Annotated in this window: 15 protein-coding genes; 9 read left to right on the top strand and 6 right to left on the bottom strand. The window is 57.9% G+C overall.

Annotated features, from left to right (window positions below):
- Positions 1–12: 12 nt before the first annotated feature.
- The 3 genes from GQR90_RS05940 to GQR90_RS05930 all read right to left on the bottom strand — a co-directional run bounded on the left by GQR90_RS05940 (position 13) and on the right by GQR90_RS05930 (position 3,084).
- Entirely contained in the window at positions 13–1,230 is a 1,218-nt protein-coding gene (locus tag GQR90_RS05940) for an MFS transporter (protein ID WP_233266518.1), read from the bottom strand.
- Between the two features lie 38 nt (positions 1,231–1,268).
- The gene (locus GQR90_RS05935; protein WP_158773305.1) at positions 1,269–2,093 is read right to left on the bottom strand and encodes an alpha/beta fold hydrolase; all 825 of its coding nucleotides are present in this window, start codon (positions 2,091–2,093) and stop codon (positions 1,269–1,271) included.
- Between the two features lie 82 nt (positions 2,094–2,175).
- Entirely contained in the window at positions 2,176–3,084 is a 909-nt protein-coding gene (locus GQR90_RS05930; RefSeq protein WP_158773304.1) for a LysR substrate-binding domain-containing protein, read from the bottom strand.
- Positions 3,085–3,276: 192 nt separating this feature from the next.
- On the opposite strand from GQR90_RS05930, the gene GQR90_RS05925 reads away from it, so the two are divergent.
- The 3 genes from GQR90_RS05925 (at position 3,277) to GQR90_RS05915 (ending at position 6,782) form a co-directional block, all read left to right on the top strand.
- The gene (locus GQR90_RS05925; protein ID WP_233266446.1) at positions 3,277–4,335 is read left to right on the top strand and encodes a YeiH family protein; all 1,059 of its coding nucleotides are present in this window, start codon (positions 3,277–3,279) and stop codon (positions 4,333–4,335) included.
- 219 nt (positions 4,336–4,554) lie between these two features.
- Positions 4,555–4,821, top strand: coding sequence for a GrxA family glutaredoxin (locus GQR90_RS05920; RefSeq protein WP_158773303.1), 267 nt, complete (start codon positions 4,555–4,557; stop codon positions 4,819–4,821).
- A gap of 206 nt (positions 4,822–5,027) precedes the next feature.
- Positions 5,028–6,782, top strand: a complete 1,755-nt coding sequence (locus GQR90_RS05915; RefSeq protein ID WP_158773302.1) for a monovalent cation:proton antiporter-2 (CPA2) family protein — start codon at positions 5,028–5,030, stop codon at positions 6,780–6,782.
- Positions 6,783–6,859: 77 nt separating this feature from the next.
- On the opposite strand, the gene GQR90_RS05910 is transcribed toward GQR90_RS05915, so the two are convergent.
- Complete coding sequence (locus tag GQR90_RS05910; RefSeq protein WP_158773301.1) at positions 6,860–7,759, bottom strand: DMT family transporter; 900 nt, start codon at positions 7,757–7,759, stop codon at positions 6,860–6,862.
- Between the two features lie 117 nt (positions 7,760–7,876).
- On the opposite strand from GQR90_RS05910, the gene GQR90_RS05905 reads away from it, so the two are divergent.
- Positions 7,877–8,647 carry a DUF1338 family protein gene (locus GQR90_RS05905; protein ID WP_158773300.1) on the top strand — a complete coding sequence of 257 codons (771 nt, stop codon included), beginning with the start codon at positions 7,877–7,879 and terminating at the stop codon, positions 8,645–8,647.
- 348 nt (positions 8,648–8,995) lie between these two features.
- Here GQR90_RS05905 and nhaD read toward each other — a convergent pair whose 3' ends face one another.
- Positions 8,996–10,303 (bottom strand): sodium:proton antiporter NhaD, encoded by a 1,308-nt coding sequence (nhaD, locus tag GQR90_RS05900; protein ID WP_158773299.1) that lies wholly within the window; start codon positions 10,301–10,303, stop codon positions 8,996–8,998.
- 268 nt (positions 10,304–10,571) lie between these two features.
- Here nhaD and GQR90_RS05895 point away from each other — a divergent pair, with 268 nt between their 5' ends.
- The 5 genes from GQR90_RS05895 to GQR90_RS05875 all read left to right on the top strand — a co-directional run bounded on the left by GQR90_RS05895 (position 10,572) and on the right by GQR90_RS05875 (position 15,033).
- Entirely contained in the window at positions 10,572–11,474 is a 903-nt protein-coding gene (locus GQR90_RS05895; protein WP_158773298.1) for an acyltransferase, read from the top strand.
- Positions 11,464–12,381, top strand: coding sequence for a LysM peptidoglycan-binding domain-containing protein (locus GQR90_RS05890; RefSeq protein WP_158773297.1), 918 nt, complete (start codon positions 11,464–11,466; stop codon positions 12,379–12,381). The genes GQR90_RS05895 and GQR90_RS05890 overlap by 11 nt, the downstream gene beginning before the upstream one ends.
- A gap of 146 nt (positions 12,382–12,527) precedes the next feature.
- On the top strand, positions 12,528–13,685 hold the full coding sequence (locus GQR90_RS05885; RefSeq protein WP_158773296.1) for a glycosyltransferase family 4 protein: 1,158 nt from the start codon (positions 12,528–12,530) through the stop codon (positions 13,683–13,685).
- Complete coding sequence (locus GQR90_RS05880) at positions 13,657–14,205, top strand: phosphatase PAP2 family protein (protein ID WP_158773295.1); 549 nt, start codon at positions 13,657–13,659, stop codon at positions 14,203–14,205. Before GQR90_RS05885 ends, GQR90_RS05880 begins: the two co-directional genes overlap by 29 nt.
- Positions 14,206–14,277: 72 nt before the next feature.
- Entirely contained in the window at positions 14,278–15,033 is a 756-nt protein-coding gene (locus GQR90_RS05875) for an alpha-ketoglutarate-dependent dioxygenase AlkB family protein (RefSeq protein ID WP_158773294.1), read from the top strand.
- On the opposite strand, the gene GQR90_RS05870 is transcribed toward GQR90_RS05875, so the two are convergent.
- Positions 15,030–15,938 carry a LysR family transcriptional regulator gene (locus GQR90_RS05870; protein ID WP_158773293.1) on the bottom strand — a complete coding sequence of 303 codons (909 nt, stop codon included), beginning with the start codon at positions 15,936–15,938 and terminating at the stop codon, positions 15,030–15,032. The two genes, GQR90_RS05875 and GQR90_RS05870, sit on opposite strands and share 4 nt — an antisense overlap.
- Positions 15,939–16,152 lie beyond the last annotated feature (214 nt).

Here is a 16,152-nt window from a genome sequence, read left to right as displayed (position 1 = left end):
ACGTTGCCTCCATCAGGATTCCTGTAGGGGGTACCTTGCCAATCGCCGCGATAGCCAGGCCATCTGCAGTGGCTGGATCATCAAGGCAACCACCAGTACGGAAACCAGTAAGGGCATGCCCTCGAGAGCCCCGCTTGGCGTACTCACCAGCAGCCCTGCGCCAAGATAACTGCCCGCAGCAGAACTCAGATGCTGTACGGCACTCTGGGTACTGGTGAAGGCGGCACGTTCGTGGTCGGCTGGAATGAAGCTGTTGAGTGTATTCTGGGCCACCCGACGTGCCGAGGAGAACAACATATACGCGCCGAACCCGATCCAGATAAGCGATGGACCTGGCGAGTGCAGCAAGAACGCCCACCCCACCAATGCCGTCAGCAGGCAAGTAATGGTACCCGGCCAGACACAGCCGTAGCGATCACACAAACGGCCGGTCAACTGCATGCCCACCAACGAGAGGCCACCGCCAATCATGTAGAGACTGCCCAGATCTTCGCGCGGCAAATCCAGGTTGAACAGCAGATAACTGGCCAGATTGGGAATCACCAGGAAATTGCTGAACATCGCGGTAGCGATCAATGCCAATCCAAGCCGATGATTGGGCTGGGCCAGAATCGCCATGATCGTAGTGCCTTTGCGACTACGATTGCGCGTATCAGGATTATCGAGATGACCACGAATCGGGGGCAGCACCCAAGCCAACAACCCGCAGACCAGCAAGGCCAACAATGCTACGGCTCGGAAAGGTGCCTGCCATCCGAAACCTTCCGACAGCCATAGTGCAAAGGGCAATCCGAGCACTGATGCCACCGAAAATGCCCCCATCACCATGCCCATCGCACGTCCGCGCCTGACTCCGGGCACCACATCGATCACGATGGCCAGTGCTGTCGCCGCGGCAGGACCGCCAAACAGGCCACCCAGCATCCGGGCCGCCAATAACGTTTCGTAACCCGTGGCAAAGCTGGCAATCAGATGACAGAGCGCTGCGCCGAACAAAAAGCCGAGTACTGCCCAGCGGCGATCAAAGCGGTCAGCATGCCGTGTCCACAATAGCGTGCCGACCGCAGCGGCGAGAGGATAGCTACCGACGATATAACCCAGGCGATCAAGCGGAATCCCCAGCGACTCGGCAAAGTCAGGCCCAAGCGCCATCACCATGGTAAACCCCATGATGACAGCAAACTGAAGCAAGGTGACCAACCCCACGATCAATCGCTCGTGGGTTGTCACAGGAGGCAAGATAGCGTCAGCGAAGGCGCGCGGCTTACTCAAGTGCGCGAGACGCGATCGAGAAATATCAGCACCGCCTGCTGAAACTCAGCAGCACGTTCCGCGTGCAACCAGTGGCCAGCATCCAGCGAGGTTTCTTCCAGCGCCGGGAAACGTTCACGCATCGCTGCCAGGCCATCCTGCTGCACATAGTGGGAGCGCTCACCCCGCAACAGCAATGTCGGCATCTCAACCGGGGCCTGCCCCTGCGGTGCCTCGACAATCTGCGTGTAGCCCGCGGCGATCTGATCAAGCCCCACTCTCCAACCCATGCTGCCATCTTCAAGACGCACCAGGTTGGTCGCGAGGAACTGGCGAATCGCTGGTGTCTCGACATATTGCGCCATGACGCCATCAGCGTCCTTGCGTGAAGCCGGATGCGCATCACGCACGGCGTCGAGAGCGTCGAATATCTCATCATGACCATGCTCGTAAACTACTGGCGCAATGTCAGCGACAATCAAGCTACGCAAGCGCTCTGGCGCATCCAACGCGACCTGCATCGCGACCTTGCCACCCATCGAGTGACCCAGCAGGTCGCAACATGCTATCTCGAGCTTATCGAGCATCGCGATGACGTCGCCCGCTTGCTCTGGATAACTCATGCCAGCCACGTGCGGACTGCGCCCGTGATTACGCAGATCTACCGCAATCACGCGACGTGTCTCGGCCCACGATTTGATATGCGAACGCCAATTGTCAGCGCTGCCGAACAGGCCGTGCAGAATGACCAGCGGCGTTGATTCCTGCTGAGCATTATCTTCACCTTGAGCGGCTGCACGAGCGTCACTCTCATTATAAAAAAGCTCGACCGTTGTGCTCATCACCACCTCGATAAACGTCAAAAATGATACCGGATTTCAGAGAACACTCATGTTAGCAGACTATCTAGCAGATAGGATCAGATCAGCGTGGGCTGGCTTCCAGGTAGACCTTTACCGCCTGCCAAAGGGGACTGCGATAGCGCTCTGGGTGCCACAGCATTGAAAAGTGGCGCTTGAGATTAAGCTGCGGTGTCGGCAGTACGATCAGTTCACCGCGTGCCAGCTCCGCCGCTACCGACAAGTGCGACAAGCATCCAATCCCCAGCCCGGCGAATACGGCCTGCTTGATGGCCTCGTGCTGCCCCAGCTCCATGCGGACCTTCAACCGCTCGAGTCGTCCGTGCAAGGCACGCTCGAATACCGCTCGGGTCCCGGAGCCTCCCTCGCGCAGAATCCAGTCGGCCGCCGCAAGATCCTCATCATTCAGAGGCTCGCCACGCAAGGCCAGTGCGTGTGTGGGCGGTGCGACCACCACCAGCTCATCTTCGCGCCAGGTCTGGCTCATCAATTTCGGCGAGTGGCAGTCACCTTCGATCAGCCCGAGCTCAGCATCGAAATTGAGCACCGACTCCACCACCTGATGAGTATTGCGCAGGCGCAGATTGAGATCAGTCCCCGGATGCTCACGCATGAAGGCGCCCGCCAGACCCGGCAACAACCAGGTACCAATCGTCGCACTGGCAGCGATCTCCAGCTCCCCTCGCAGATGGCCGCCCTCAAGTCCGGGCTCACGTGCCTCCAGCTCCAGCGCGTGTGTCTGCTCGAGCAGTTGTTCGGCACGCGCCAACAGGCGGCGGCCATTGGCATTCAAGGCCAGACGCCGGCCGAGGCGCTCAAACAGCTGCACTTCAAGGTGGCGCTCAAGTTCTGACAAGGCCTGACTTGAGGCCGATTGTGACAGGCCGATCTCACGGGCAGCAGCACTCACCGAACCATGGCGCGTCACGGCCACGAACACCTGGAGCTGACGCAAAGTGATATGGATCTGCATATCGGTTTTTCCGGTAAGTAGTAAAAGAATAATCGACTAACCATAAGATAATATTCCGCAATAGACTAATCATCAAACCAGAAGCACTAAGCACTGAACACCAAGAAGCAAGCAGCGAGCACGGAATGGCGAGGCAGCTCATTGCACCGACTGCCCGTTGATGACAGGACGGCTATCCAAAGGAGAAGGTACATGCAAGCACAGACCCTGAATGCCCCCGCGACCGCTGAGCGTCTTCGACGCATGGTTCCCGGGCTCGCCCTTTGCGGCGGCCTGACACTGGTGGGTCTTGCCCTGCATTCCATTCCGGCCCTGGCGTCAACGGGCGTCAGTCCGCTGGTCTTCGCGCTGCTGTGCGGCATCGTGGTCGGCAACCTGCCCATCACCAGCCGCCATGCCCAGGCATTGGCGCCGGGCCTGCACATGGCCACCAAGAAGCTGCTGCGCCTGGGGATCATCCTGTTCGGCCTTTCCATCACGCTGCAGCAGATTCTTGGCCTGGGCTGGAGCGTGGTCTTCCTCGACGTGATCGTGATCACTGCCGTCATGAGCACCGGCTACTTCGTGGGCACTCGCTGGTTGGGTCTGGATCGTGATACCGCACTTCTGACCAGCGCAGGCTCTGCCATCTGTGGCGCAGCCGCGGTACTGGCGACCGAATCCATGATCAAGGCGCGTCCGGCCGCCACTGCCATGGCCGTCGCCACCGTCGTGCTGTTCGGCTCACTGGCCATGCTCGTCTATCCGCTGCTCTACCCTCTGAGCGGAATGCATGAAGGCCTGTTCGGCATCTATATCGGCTCTACCATCCACGAAGTCGCACAGGTTGTGGCGGCCGGTGAAGCCGTCGGGCCGGACGCACTGGCCAATGCACTGATCGTCAAACTGATGCGTGTGATGATGCTGGTACCCTTCCTGCTGCTACTGCCGAAGCTGTGGGCCATGCGAGCCCGCACCGAAGGCGATGAGCGTGAATCCGGCGGCAGCATGACCATCCCCTGGTTCGCGCTCGGCTTCATTGCCATGGCTGGCATCAACAGCACAGGTGAGATCCCGGCAGCAGTTCACTCCAGCCTGACCGTCGTCGGCAGCGTTGCCCTCACCATGGCCATGGCCGGCCTCGGGGTTGAGACGCGCATCGATCGTCTGCGCTCACTGGGTATGAAGCCCTTTCTGCTGGCCTTGATCCTGTTCGTCCTGCTGGTAGTTGGTGGCTTTGGTGCCAACCTGCTGTTGATGGGCCAAGGCTGACACGCACACTGGTACCACCAGATCGAGCAATTGATTTACAGACGATACAGGCAACGGATGAGGCAGGTGATTGATTGCCGCAATCGCTGCGGTAGCATCGCTCAATTGGCAAACTAAGCGATGCTGAAGCACAATAGCGACCAACGAATCATTCACCGGCCATGCCGGAAACTCTTTTCCAGTCACGTTAACCCGTGCTGAGATATTCAGGAGAACATCATGCTTGCAGTCATTTTTGGTCGTCCGGGTTGCCCTTTCTGTGTCCGCGCCAAGGACCTCGCTGAAGAACTCACCGCCAAGCGCGATGACTTCGACTATCGCTACATCGACATCCATGCCGAAGGCATCAGCAAGGCTGACATGGAAAAGACCATCGGCAAGCCGGTCGATACCGTGCCGCAAATCTTTGTCGATCAGAACCACATTGGCGGCTTCACCGAGTTCAATCAGTATGTGCAGGACGAAGCGCTGATGCCGCAGGGCTGATACGCCACTCCTGGCCTTGGGTATCTATTACAAGGCAGCTTCTAGAGCCCCCGCATCATGCGGGGGCTTTTTTTTGCCCATGACGGCAACCTTCAGGCTATCGAACCGGTGACTCTCGCTAAATGAACCGGTATATCGCTTGCGGCACCGTTGGAGGGCGGCGACAATTCACGGCTTCTGACGGACCGAAGGACAAGGAAGCAAGCATGAACATGTTGATGGAAGGAGCCGTACTGCTGGGCTGTGCAGTCGTGGCCGTACCGCTGTTTCAGCGTCTCGGCCTGGGATCCATCCTGGGATATCTCGCCATCGGGGTCGTGCTGGGGCCCTCCGCAATCGGTTTCATCTCGGAACCCACCGAAGTATTGCACTTTGCAGAGTTTGGCGTGGTCATGCTGCTGTTCATGATCGGACTGGAACTCGAGCCCAAGCGACTATGGGACATGCGTTTGAAGCTTGCAGGCCTGGGTACCGCACAGATGCTCCTGTGTGGCGCCCTGCTGACGCCGGTTGGCCTGTGGTTGGGTCTCTCGCTTTCGGCAGCCGCGCTGCTGGGCCTCATTCTCGCACTCTCCTCCACGGCCTTTGCCCTGCAGGTGCTGAGTGAGAATCAACAGCTGGCAACACCACATGGACAATCGACGTTTGCCATCCTGCTCTTTCAGGACCTGGCCGTCATACCGCTCCTGGCCCTTCTCCCGCTATTTTCCGATAACTTCGACACGTCAACCGGCACCGGATGGCTAGATGTGGTCAAGGGTATTGGCATGATCGCTGCCGTCATCATCGTGGGGCGTTTCGTCGTACCGCGCTTGCTGAAGATGGTCGCCCGTAGCGAAATCCATGAGATCTTCACCGCCGCTGCCCTGTTGGTGGTCATCGGTACCGCGTTGCTGATGGAGTGGGTGGGGCTTTCCATGGCACTAGGGGCTTTCCTTGCCGGTGTCCTGCTGGCCGACACCGTCTATCGCCATGAACTGGAAGCCAATATCGACCCCTTCAAGGGCCTGCTGCTGGGTCTCTTCTTCATGGCAGTCGGCATGTCAGTGGACATTTCACTGGTCATGGAACGTCCGCTGACAGTCCTGGGTCTGACACTCGCACTGATGGTCGGCAAGATATTGGTAATCACTCTGGTGGGGCGTGTCGCGCGCCTCAAACTCTCCGAGGCGCTGCCATTGGCCGCGGTATTGGCTCAGGGAGGAGAGTTCGATTTCGTTCTGCTGACCGCAGGCATGGCAGCGGGTATCTTTGATCAGACACTCACCAGCCTGGTCATCAGTGCCGTCACGCTCTCCATGGCCGCCACCCCCTTCCTGTATCGTTATGCTCGCAAGCTCGGCGCAGCTCGCGAAGCCAAACGTCCCTTTGATGAAGACTTCGGCGAAGAAACACCGCCGGTCCTCATCGCCGGCTTCGGGCGTTTCGGACAGATGAGCGCCCGCATACTCAAGACACAGGGCATCAATTTCACCGCGCTGGATCCCAACATTGCGCAGGTCGAGTTCGTTCGCCAGTTCGGTTCACGTATCTATTATGCTGACGCGAGCCGGACGGAACTCCTGCGGGCGGCAGGCGCAGAACACGCCCAGATCATGCTGGTTGCGGTAGATGATGCAGCCACCACCACGAATATCGTGCGTACCGTTCGCCAGCAGTTTCCCCACCTCAAGTTGTACGTGCGAGCACGTAACCGTCTTCACGCCTGGGAGCTGATGGAGCTTGGCGTGGAACACATCATTCGTGAGACCTATGCCAGCAGCCTGGAAATGGGTAGCGAGCTGCTGGTTGCCATGGGGTATCCCAGCACACGTGCCACGGAAGTGGTTCGTGCCTTCCGTGAGATGGACGACTCGATGCTCCAGAGTGATTTCGAGAATCGCTATGATCCTGAAGCGCTGGTCACGAGTGCGAAATCGGGCATGGAAGAGCTCAAGCGACTGTTCCAGACGAAGTCTTGAGCCTTGCACTTGACACGCTGACGCCCCGCCAACAAGAAGGCCGCCCCATGGGGCGGCCTTCTTGTTGGCGGGATCTTTCAATGACGCCTTACGCGTCCGCCCTGGAGACGGGCACGCCAGTGTGGCCCAAAGAGATAGCCACACAGCCCCACCACGATGAACAGCGCCCCCAACAGAACGCGACTGGATACAACCTCACCATTGAGCGCAGCGCCAAGACTCATGGCAAAGATCGGCGTGATCAAGGTGGCCAAGGCAACGGTACTGGCCGACAGGCGTGAAAGCACGAAGTAATAGCACAGGTAACCGATCAACGAGCCGAATACGCCGAGATAGAGAATCGCAGCCAACGGGCGCCCTACCGGTAATGCCTCTGGAATGCCATCGACGATCAAGCCACAGACAAGATACAGCGGCAGCGATACCAGCAAGGCACCTTCCGTCTGCACCAGAGGATGCAGTCCCGCTCGCTCCTTTTGCACCAGTACTCCTGAGGCGGCGAAGCAATTGACCGCCAACAACATGATCAACACCCCCTTCCAGCTACCCGGTGGAAGGGCCAGTGAATCCGAGACGGCAATACCCAGTCCACCAAGAGCCAACGCAAACCCCAACCACTGCAGCTTGTCAAGTGGCGCACTTTTCAACCACCAGCGTGCATAAAGTCCCGATAGTAGAGGTGCCAGTCCAAACAGTAACGACATGATACCGCTTGGTAACCAAGCCGCTGCGATATAGGCGAAGTACATTCCTCCCCAGATACCCAGAGCGGCTCTGACATAACTGCGTATGGCAGCCCTCGAGAGATCCATTTTCAGCCCCAACATGCGTAACAATGGGTAACCGATGCATGCGGCAATTAACATTCTGCCCATCGCGGACCATGCAGGAAGCCAGCCGGAAGCACTCCAGGAAATCGCCAGCGGTGTCGTCGACCACACCATGAGAACCACGCAATACGCCACCAGCACTGGCATTTTCACACTCCGCTCGTATGTCTCAAAAAATCGGATAAAGCCGTTGAATGGCCTTTCGAACAACTCCCTATAATCGCATCCAGCACAGGGTTCCTACGGCCCGCTCAAGGAGGCTTCATGCAACGCGAGGAATTTCAACAGCAGCTATGGCTGGACTTCGTCCATCGTCACCCGGATATCGGCGCGCTGGATATCTGGCCAGACGCCATCAAGCCCGAGTACCTGATGTTCCTGACGCTTGATCAGGGTCCGTTCCGTAGCGAAAAACTGCTCCCGAGCCTCTACCACCAGGGGTATCGCCGCATCAAGCAGTATGCGATGGCAGACCGTGGGCTTCTGGTAGATCTGCTGCTCCCCCCGGATGGGGGAACAGCAGTGATGCTGGCCGAGTTGCAAGCCAATAGCCTGCCTCCCCTGCATCGTGATCTTCTCAAGCGCCTGATCAGCCAGAGCCATCGCGACGACTGCAAGGGGCAGAATCTGCTGGCCCCTTGTCGTCCCTGGAACATGCCCGACTGGCCGACCTTTGAACGCTTGCTGGAAGCCAACCCTCTGGCTGCGTGGCTGTCCGTAATGGGCCCGCGCCTGCATCATGTAGGCTTCAATGCCGATGAACTCGGTGAAACACTGGAAGCCGTGAACGAAGGGATGCTCATGCAGGGCATGGCTCCGCAATCTGGTCGTCATCATGCGATATTGCCGATCAACCCCAAGCTGCAGTATCACTATTACCCAGCGCATGCACAGCGCATGGTGTTTGCCGACGGTGATGAGCACATGGTGGTACTGGGAGGTATCGCACTGCTGGCAGCGGAAAGTAACGATCAGGGGCAGCGTGCGGCAGAGCAGCTGCTGCCGGAGTATACGCTCTGCCAGCTAAGCGCGTGACGTAAGTACGCGCTTTCGCCTCATGCCTCAATAAATGCCCTCACCAGAAACGGTGAGGGCGTTTTTCCATCTCTACTGACGCAAGACACCCTGGCATTTATCCACAGGATCACTCCTCATCTGGCCGAAGCATGCGCCACATCTTCTACGCCTAACGTCGTAGCCAGGTTATCAACAGAAGCTGTGGAAAAGGCTGTGAAGAATCTCTGTACAGCTACGTATTGTCATCGATATCAGGCGACTGACAACAAATTGATCAAAAAACCATCACCGGATGCCGCAGTCACTCGTTTTCTTCTCATCATCCGCGCTACGCGCGGCTCTGCTACCGGCGGCAAGACTGCTATATCAACTGATGAGCTGCTGAAGAGATACCAGCGACAACGGCATGGACATCGGCGTGTTGGTCACCTGCCCTCCCAGCCAATATGCCCCCATGTAGCCAACGCTATAGGCCAGCAGCAAAGCAGGGAAAAAGCGCAGATAACTCATGAAGCTGACTTCGCGCACCTTCGACAGCGCTATCACGCCTGCCGCAGAGCCAATTACCAGTAGTGATCCTCCGACACCCGCGGCATAGGTCAACGCGAGCCACTCAGCATCATTCATGCTGACATCCGCCTTGAGCACTGCTGCCGTCAGCGGCACGTTATCAACCACGGCTGACAACAGACCGACCAGGTAGTTGGCCTGCATGGCAGGCATCATCTCATAGAGATGTGCCAGCCCTTCCAACAGACGCGCCTCCTTCAGCGCCCCCACCATGAGCAGGATACCGAGGAAGAACAGCAACGTATCAAATTCGATTATACGAATATAATCAAGGATTCTGCGGTCTTCATTGTCGCTCCGCTGCTCGGCCACGTGTCCCAGAAGGAACATGATCGACATGCCAAACAGAAAGGTCAGCAACGGCGGGATACCGAATAACACGTTGAGACCGAGGGTCGAGAGAATAGTCGCCAGAAATAGCCACGCGACAAGGCGGTCAATCCGACGAGTCTGGCGAGGTTCACGCGCCAAGGTCACTTCGCCGCCCAAACCAGGCAACAATAACGTCGCCAGCAGCATCACGCTGAAGAAGGACGGTATCGCCAGTAACATCAACTCACTGATACGTACCTTCTCCGCGAGGAAGATCATCAGAGTGGTCACATCACCGGTAATCAGCGCCACACCGCCAGAGTTGACCGCGAACACCGCGAGCACCGCGAAGCGAAGTGTCTTTTTAGGTGGCAATCCCAGTGACAGCACAAGCGTCAGCGACACCAACGTGGCAGTGATGTTGTCCGCCAACGATGAGAAGGCAAAAGCAAAAGTGCCGGTTAGATAGAGCAACCCTCGCTCTCCAATCCGCTTGGGCAATAAACGATAGATCAGATTGGCGATGAGACCCTTGGCATTCAAGTACGCGACAAAGGTCATGGCGGCCATCAGGAAAAGCCATAGAGTGGCGATCTCCAGCAGATTTTCGTTCAGCGCCTCCGCCACGTCGTCTACCTTCAAAGCCATCGGTCCGAAGATGAACAACAGCAACCAGCTAAACGTCCCCAGCAGCAGAGTCGTCTTGGCCTTGTTAAGATGAATCACATCTTCGATCGCGATCAGCACGAAGGCAGCCAACGCCAGCCCCACTAATAATATCTGCAACCACATGTCACTCTTGCTCCCTGAGTTGTCGCCCTGCGCGACCGCGATTTGGCAGTGCGTAAACTGGTCTGCTCATCATGAGCAGACCTTCTCGATGTCGTATCGACTGGCAAAATAGCCAGCACCTACATGACAGCACACGGCGCAGAGAGCCACCATTCGACCTGCGGTGCGTTCAATGGACGCAACGATACGTTGCTCCCATCTGTAGCTACGGGGTGGGCTTCCACTCGCCGGTGAATTACGATGGCGCGATATGATGAAGGAGTCATGCATGTCGAGTATCAGAGGTGTCATCAGCCTGCTATTTCTGATCATCAACACTCTGTTCTGGGCGACGCCGTTATACCTGTTGGCGTTGATCAAGCTGATTGCCCCTTCACGCCGCTTACAGCTGCACCTGCTGGAAGGGTTGAACTATCTCGCCATGGGCTGGATTGGCACCAATAATCTGTGGATTCATGCCTGGATACGCCCGCGCTGGCATGTCAGCGTGCCTGACGCGTTGAAGGACGGGACGGCGCGTCGGCGCTGGTGGTTGGTGATTGCCAATCACCGTAGTTGGACCGATATTTTCGTGTTGCAATACGCGCTGCATCGTCGAACGCCAATGCCCAAATTCTTCCTTAAGCAAGAACTGATTTGGGTGCCGGTGATTGGTTTGGCCTGGTGGGCGCTAGAATTTCCGTTCATGCGTCGCTATAGCCGTGAAAGGCTGGCAGGAAATCCGCGCCTGGCAGCCCGTGACCGCGAGGCAACACGCCGTATCTGCGAGCGAGCACGTCAGGCCCCGATGGCAATCTTCAACTTTGTTGAAGGCACGCGCTTCACGCCAACAAAGCATGATGAGCAACAAAGCCCGTTCACTCAGCTACTCAGGCCGCGTGCTGGGGGCAGTGCTCAGGTAATCAATATTCTTGGCGACCGACTGTCCGGCATTCTCGATGCTACCCTCGATTATCGCTATGCTAGCGCCAGTTTTTGGGAGTTTCTGTGTGGACAGGGTGGCGATGTCAGCGTCGCTATCGTGCAGCGTCCACTGGAATCCTGGATGCTGAGCGGGAATTATCATGCGGACGCCGCCTATCGCGAGCGCTTCCAGCAATGGCTCAACCAGGTCTGGAAGGACAAGGATGCCCGATTGTCACGAGCAGGAAATGACATTGATGAACACTGAAACCGTCCACGACGGTGATCGCGCTTTTACATTCCCTTCTCTCTGCGACGCTCTTCGCTGGCTGGGGCTCGTGTGCCTGTCACTGTGGCTTAGCGGCTGTGCAACAGGCAGCTACTCAGGCTCACCGGCAGGCCAGTGGGTCACCATCCAGCAAGGCGATACGCTGGGCAAGATCGCACGTGATGCCGATATCCCCTTGTTGCGACTGACGCGCTTCAATCCCGGCGTCAAGATTCGAGATCTCAAGGTAGGCCAGCGCATTCTGGTGCCCACTGCCAGCGAGAGGGCGCCTTCTGGTGGCCCCTATCGCTATCAGTTGCGGCCTGGTGATACTTACTCCAAGGTCGGCCGCTACTTCGGCGCTAGCCCTCAGCGTATCCTGGCAGCCAACACGGGACTGAATCCCAATGACCTGAAAGTAGGTGTGCTTATCTCGGTACCTCTCAACGGCGGGCCAAGTCGCAGTGCTCCCATCGGGCGCGCCAGTGCCGGTAGCCTTGTCGCGCGGCCCGACCCTGGCCCCTTGAAGAAGCCGAGGCAACTGTGGCGCTGGCCTGCCACTGGTCAGGTGGTACGTGAATTTGGCACCAACAACAACGGGCAGCTCGCGCCGATGCAGATTCGTACCGGAACCAATAGCGTCGCAAGTGCCCCAGCCAAGGGCCAGGTACGCTTCGCCGATACCATGCGGCAGCTGGGGAATGTGGTCATCATTCACCACTCCGGCAATCTGCAGAGCGTACTGGCACAATGCGGTGAGATTCTGGTCAAGGTAGGTCAGCAGGTAGCACCAGGCACGCCGCTATGCCGTGTCGCACGTGACCATGCTGGCCAGAACGAGCTGCTCTTCGATGTACGTCATGGTGGCAAGCCCATCAATCCACGCGACATCCTCGAAAAACGCTAAGGTTGTTAGCCTTGCGAGACAAGCCATACCCTCTCATGACACCCGGACCTTATCAGGCTCGGGTGTCATCGCCTCGTCATCTGATTGTTATGTCGTCGTCACCCTGCTGGCCAATACTTGGATTCATTGCCACATAGGGAGACGTCATGGAGCGCATTGCCTTCGTCAGTGAAACCTGGCATCCGGAGATCAATGGCGTGGCTCATACTCTGAGCCATCTGTGCGAGAATCTCATCGCGCGCGGCTGTGAGCTTCAACTCATCCGTCCTGCCACGCGTGATGGCAGCCATGAGCCACGTGTTCAGCAAGAGCTACAAGTACGTGGCTTCCGCCTCCCCGGCTACGATACTGTTCAAATTGGCGTTCCCGCGCCTCATCGCCTGATGCAGCTATGGCGCCGTTATCGCCCCACCGTGGTCTATATCGCGACGGAAGGCCCGCTTGGTATCAGCGCACTACTGGTAGCACGCCGCCTGGGCCTACCGGTGGTCGCCGGCTTCCATACCAACTTCGATCAATACAGCACTCACTATCACCTCAAGGCACTTCGCCCGCTGGTGCGGTATGGCTTGCGCCGATTCCATAATGCCGCACGCATGACGCTCGTCCCGACACGTGCTCAGGCCGACAACCTCATCCAACAGGGTTTTCAGCATGTACAGGTTGTGGGACGTGGCCTTGACTGCGCCCGCTTCTCGCCGAGCCATCGCAGCGAGATACTCCGTCAACAGTGGGGAGTCAGCTCTCAACAGCCTGTCGCACTCTACGTGGGCCGCTTGGCTGCCGAGAAGAATATCGAGCTGCTGATTCGTACCTACGATGCCATGCAAACCGTTCAGCCAGACCTCGTACTGGTGCTGGTCGGTGATGGCCCGCTTCGCGAACGATTGCAACAGCGCTTACCGGAGGCCATCTTTGCCGGCTTTCAGACTGACGAAGCCCTTGCCGCCCACTATGCCAGCGCGGATCTATTCGTGTTTCCTTCGCTCTCGGAAACCTTCGGCAACGTTGTCCTGGAAGCCATGGCCAGTGGGCTAGCCGTCATCGCCTTTGACTACGCTGCAGCAGGAGAAGTGATTCGTGATGATCATCAGGGGCTGCTAGCACCTTGCACGCAGCCCGAGCGCTTCATCGAACAGGCGGTGGAGGTCTGCCAGCGGCCGGCCCGCATCGCTCGTCTGGGACGCGCTGCGCGTGTGCGCGTCGAACCGCTAGGCTGGAGCCGTATCGCCGATGGCTTTCTCGCCTGCCTGCGCCACGCCGAGGAAAAACCCCATGCACGATCGCAACCTTCTCGTCTTTGAACGACTGGATCTGCTGGAATGGCGCCTGTGTCGACAGGTCGCTCGTCTGGCGCTGTTTCGGCCAGTATTGGCGCTATTTAGAGCGGTCTCGCGACTCGGCGACTGGCCAGCATGGCTGCTGCTGACACTGAGTCTGCCGTTTCACCATGCCTTGGGTGGCTGGTTATTACTGGAATTCGGCCTCGCGGCCGGTGCGGGAGCCTTGCTTTACCGCGCACTGAAGACGCGACTGTGTCGCGAACGCCCTTTCATTACTTTCAACACCATCAACTGCACCATGCCACCGCTGGATCGCTACAGCTTCCCTAGCGGCCATACCCTGCATGCCACACTGTTTGCCAGCCTGAGCGCCCAACAGGTGCCAGAATTGGCCGTCGTCGTGACACCACTGGCACTACTGATTGCGCTATCTCGCGTGATTCTGGGGCTGCATTACGTCAGCGATGTACTCGCCGGCGCGCTACTCGGACTGGGCCTGGCAGAGGTTGCGATCCTGAGCTTTGAAAGTCTGGCACGCTAGCGCAGCTGTCTCGCCAAGCCTTTTGGCATCAGGGGCTTGCCCAGCACAATGCTGCTCTGGCAAGCTCGCGAAATGAAGACACCCGCTCTTACCGATGATCTGTTCGCGGCACACCTGAATCCGCTGGCTTCAAGCGCCTCTCAGCAGCTGCCTGAAGACTGGCAGATGCTCGCCCACGGCTGGTATCGTCATCCGCTGCATCCGCTATACCTCAAACCGCAAGCACTGACACCGCTACAAGCCGATCAGGCGTTTACCACGCTGGAAGGCACTCTCGACTGGCAACGCCCTAGTCTGAGCGTGCATGGGCAGACTCACCCCATCCCGCGCCGACAAGTGTGGATGGGGGATATAGGGGCTCGTTATCGCTACTCCGGCAGCTTGTTCGAGCCGACACCGTGGCTACCGGTGGCCTGGCATCTTGGTGAGTTATCTCGGCGGGCGATCAATGATGAACTCGGCGTTCAGTCAGATCAGAAAGTGCGTATCGAGCCGCGTATCAACGCATCCTTCAACAGCCTGCTGGCCAATCGCTACGCCAATGGCGATGACCGCATGGGCTGGCACAGCGACAACGAGCCAGAGCTAGGCGATCGTCCTGTCGTGCTGGCCATCTCACTGGGACAGATGCGTCCACTACGCTTCAAGGGACATCCGCGTAGTCCTTATGCTGATTCGCCAGCCTTCAATCTATGGCTGCCACATGGCTCGCTGTTGGTAATGGGTCGCGGCTGCCAGGACCGCCTGCATCACGCGCTACCCCCACGCAAGCTGGATGGCCTGCGCATTAGCCTGACCTATCGACAGCTACTGACGCCCTCGCGCTAAACGCTCGAGTGGCTGGCATTCGGATAGCGTGCGCGTAACGTATCGAGCATGGCTTGCACTGCAACGGACAGCTCATGACGGCGACGACGTATCACACCCACTTTCTGATGGATAACGGGGCCTTCCAGGCACAGGCAGTGACACCCCAGTGCGGCCATCTGAGCGGCACTCATTGCGGGTACGGCACTGACTCCCAAACCTTCCGCCACCATTCGCCCACACGTCACCAGCTGGTGGGTTTCAAAGGCTACCGCCAGTCCCAGACCTGCTTCAGCCAGACGCTGCTCCAGCATGTGACGGACACCCGAAGGCCGTTGCAGGGTAATGAAATCTTCCTTCAGCAGCTGTGCCCAATCGATGGACTGGGGATTCAATTCCAGCAGTGCATGCCCGGGGGGAATGATGGCGACATAGCGGTCCTCGAAGAGCAGCTCAAAAATCAGGTCCTCGCGTACGCCAGGGTCAAAGCTGATGCCCAGCTCAACTCGTCCATCAGTGACGCGCTCCACCACTTCCTCGGCAATCACATCATTCACCTCGATAGTGATTTCGGGAAACTGTTGTCGAAAAGCGGTCAGAACACTGGGCAATGCATTACCGGCAAAGGTCGGCATGGCAGCCAGCGCCACACGTCCGCGGCCGAGACTGAAGCGCTGACGCATCTCATCTTCAGCATGCTCCCAATCCGACAGTAACCGTCGGGCGAGCGGGAAGAATGCGCGCCCTTCTGGTGTCAAACTGACCTGCCGAGTGGAGCGCTGAAATAGCCGTCCGCCCAGCGATTCCTCAAGATTCTTGACCGCCAGTGACAAGGCTGGCTGCGAGAGATGCACTAGCGTACCGGCGTCGACAAATGACAAGGTACGGGCGACAGCCACAAAGGCCCGTAGCTGCTTGAGTGTCATGCATACTCCTCATCAGGGGAAAACAACAGAAGCAGATACTTGGCGCATTATCCCGCGGGGAAAGGAGATCAAAAATCGTCTCAGACCTATGGACTAATCAGCATAACTTATCAATTCATCTGAAAAACAAACCTATGCAAATATATACAGCCTCTCTTTTGTCGGCAATGATGAACTCATCCTCTTGTGGACTGGGATAACAACTCAAGCATCC

It is taken from the genome of Cobetia sp. L2A1 (assembly GCF_009796845.1).
Lineage (GTDB): Bacteria > Pseudomonadota > Gammaproteobacteria > Pseudomonadales > Halomonadaceae > Cobetia.
Note: the sequence above shows the minus strand (reverse complement) of the source record. Positions and strands in the feature narration are given on the sequence as shown.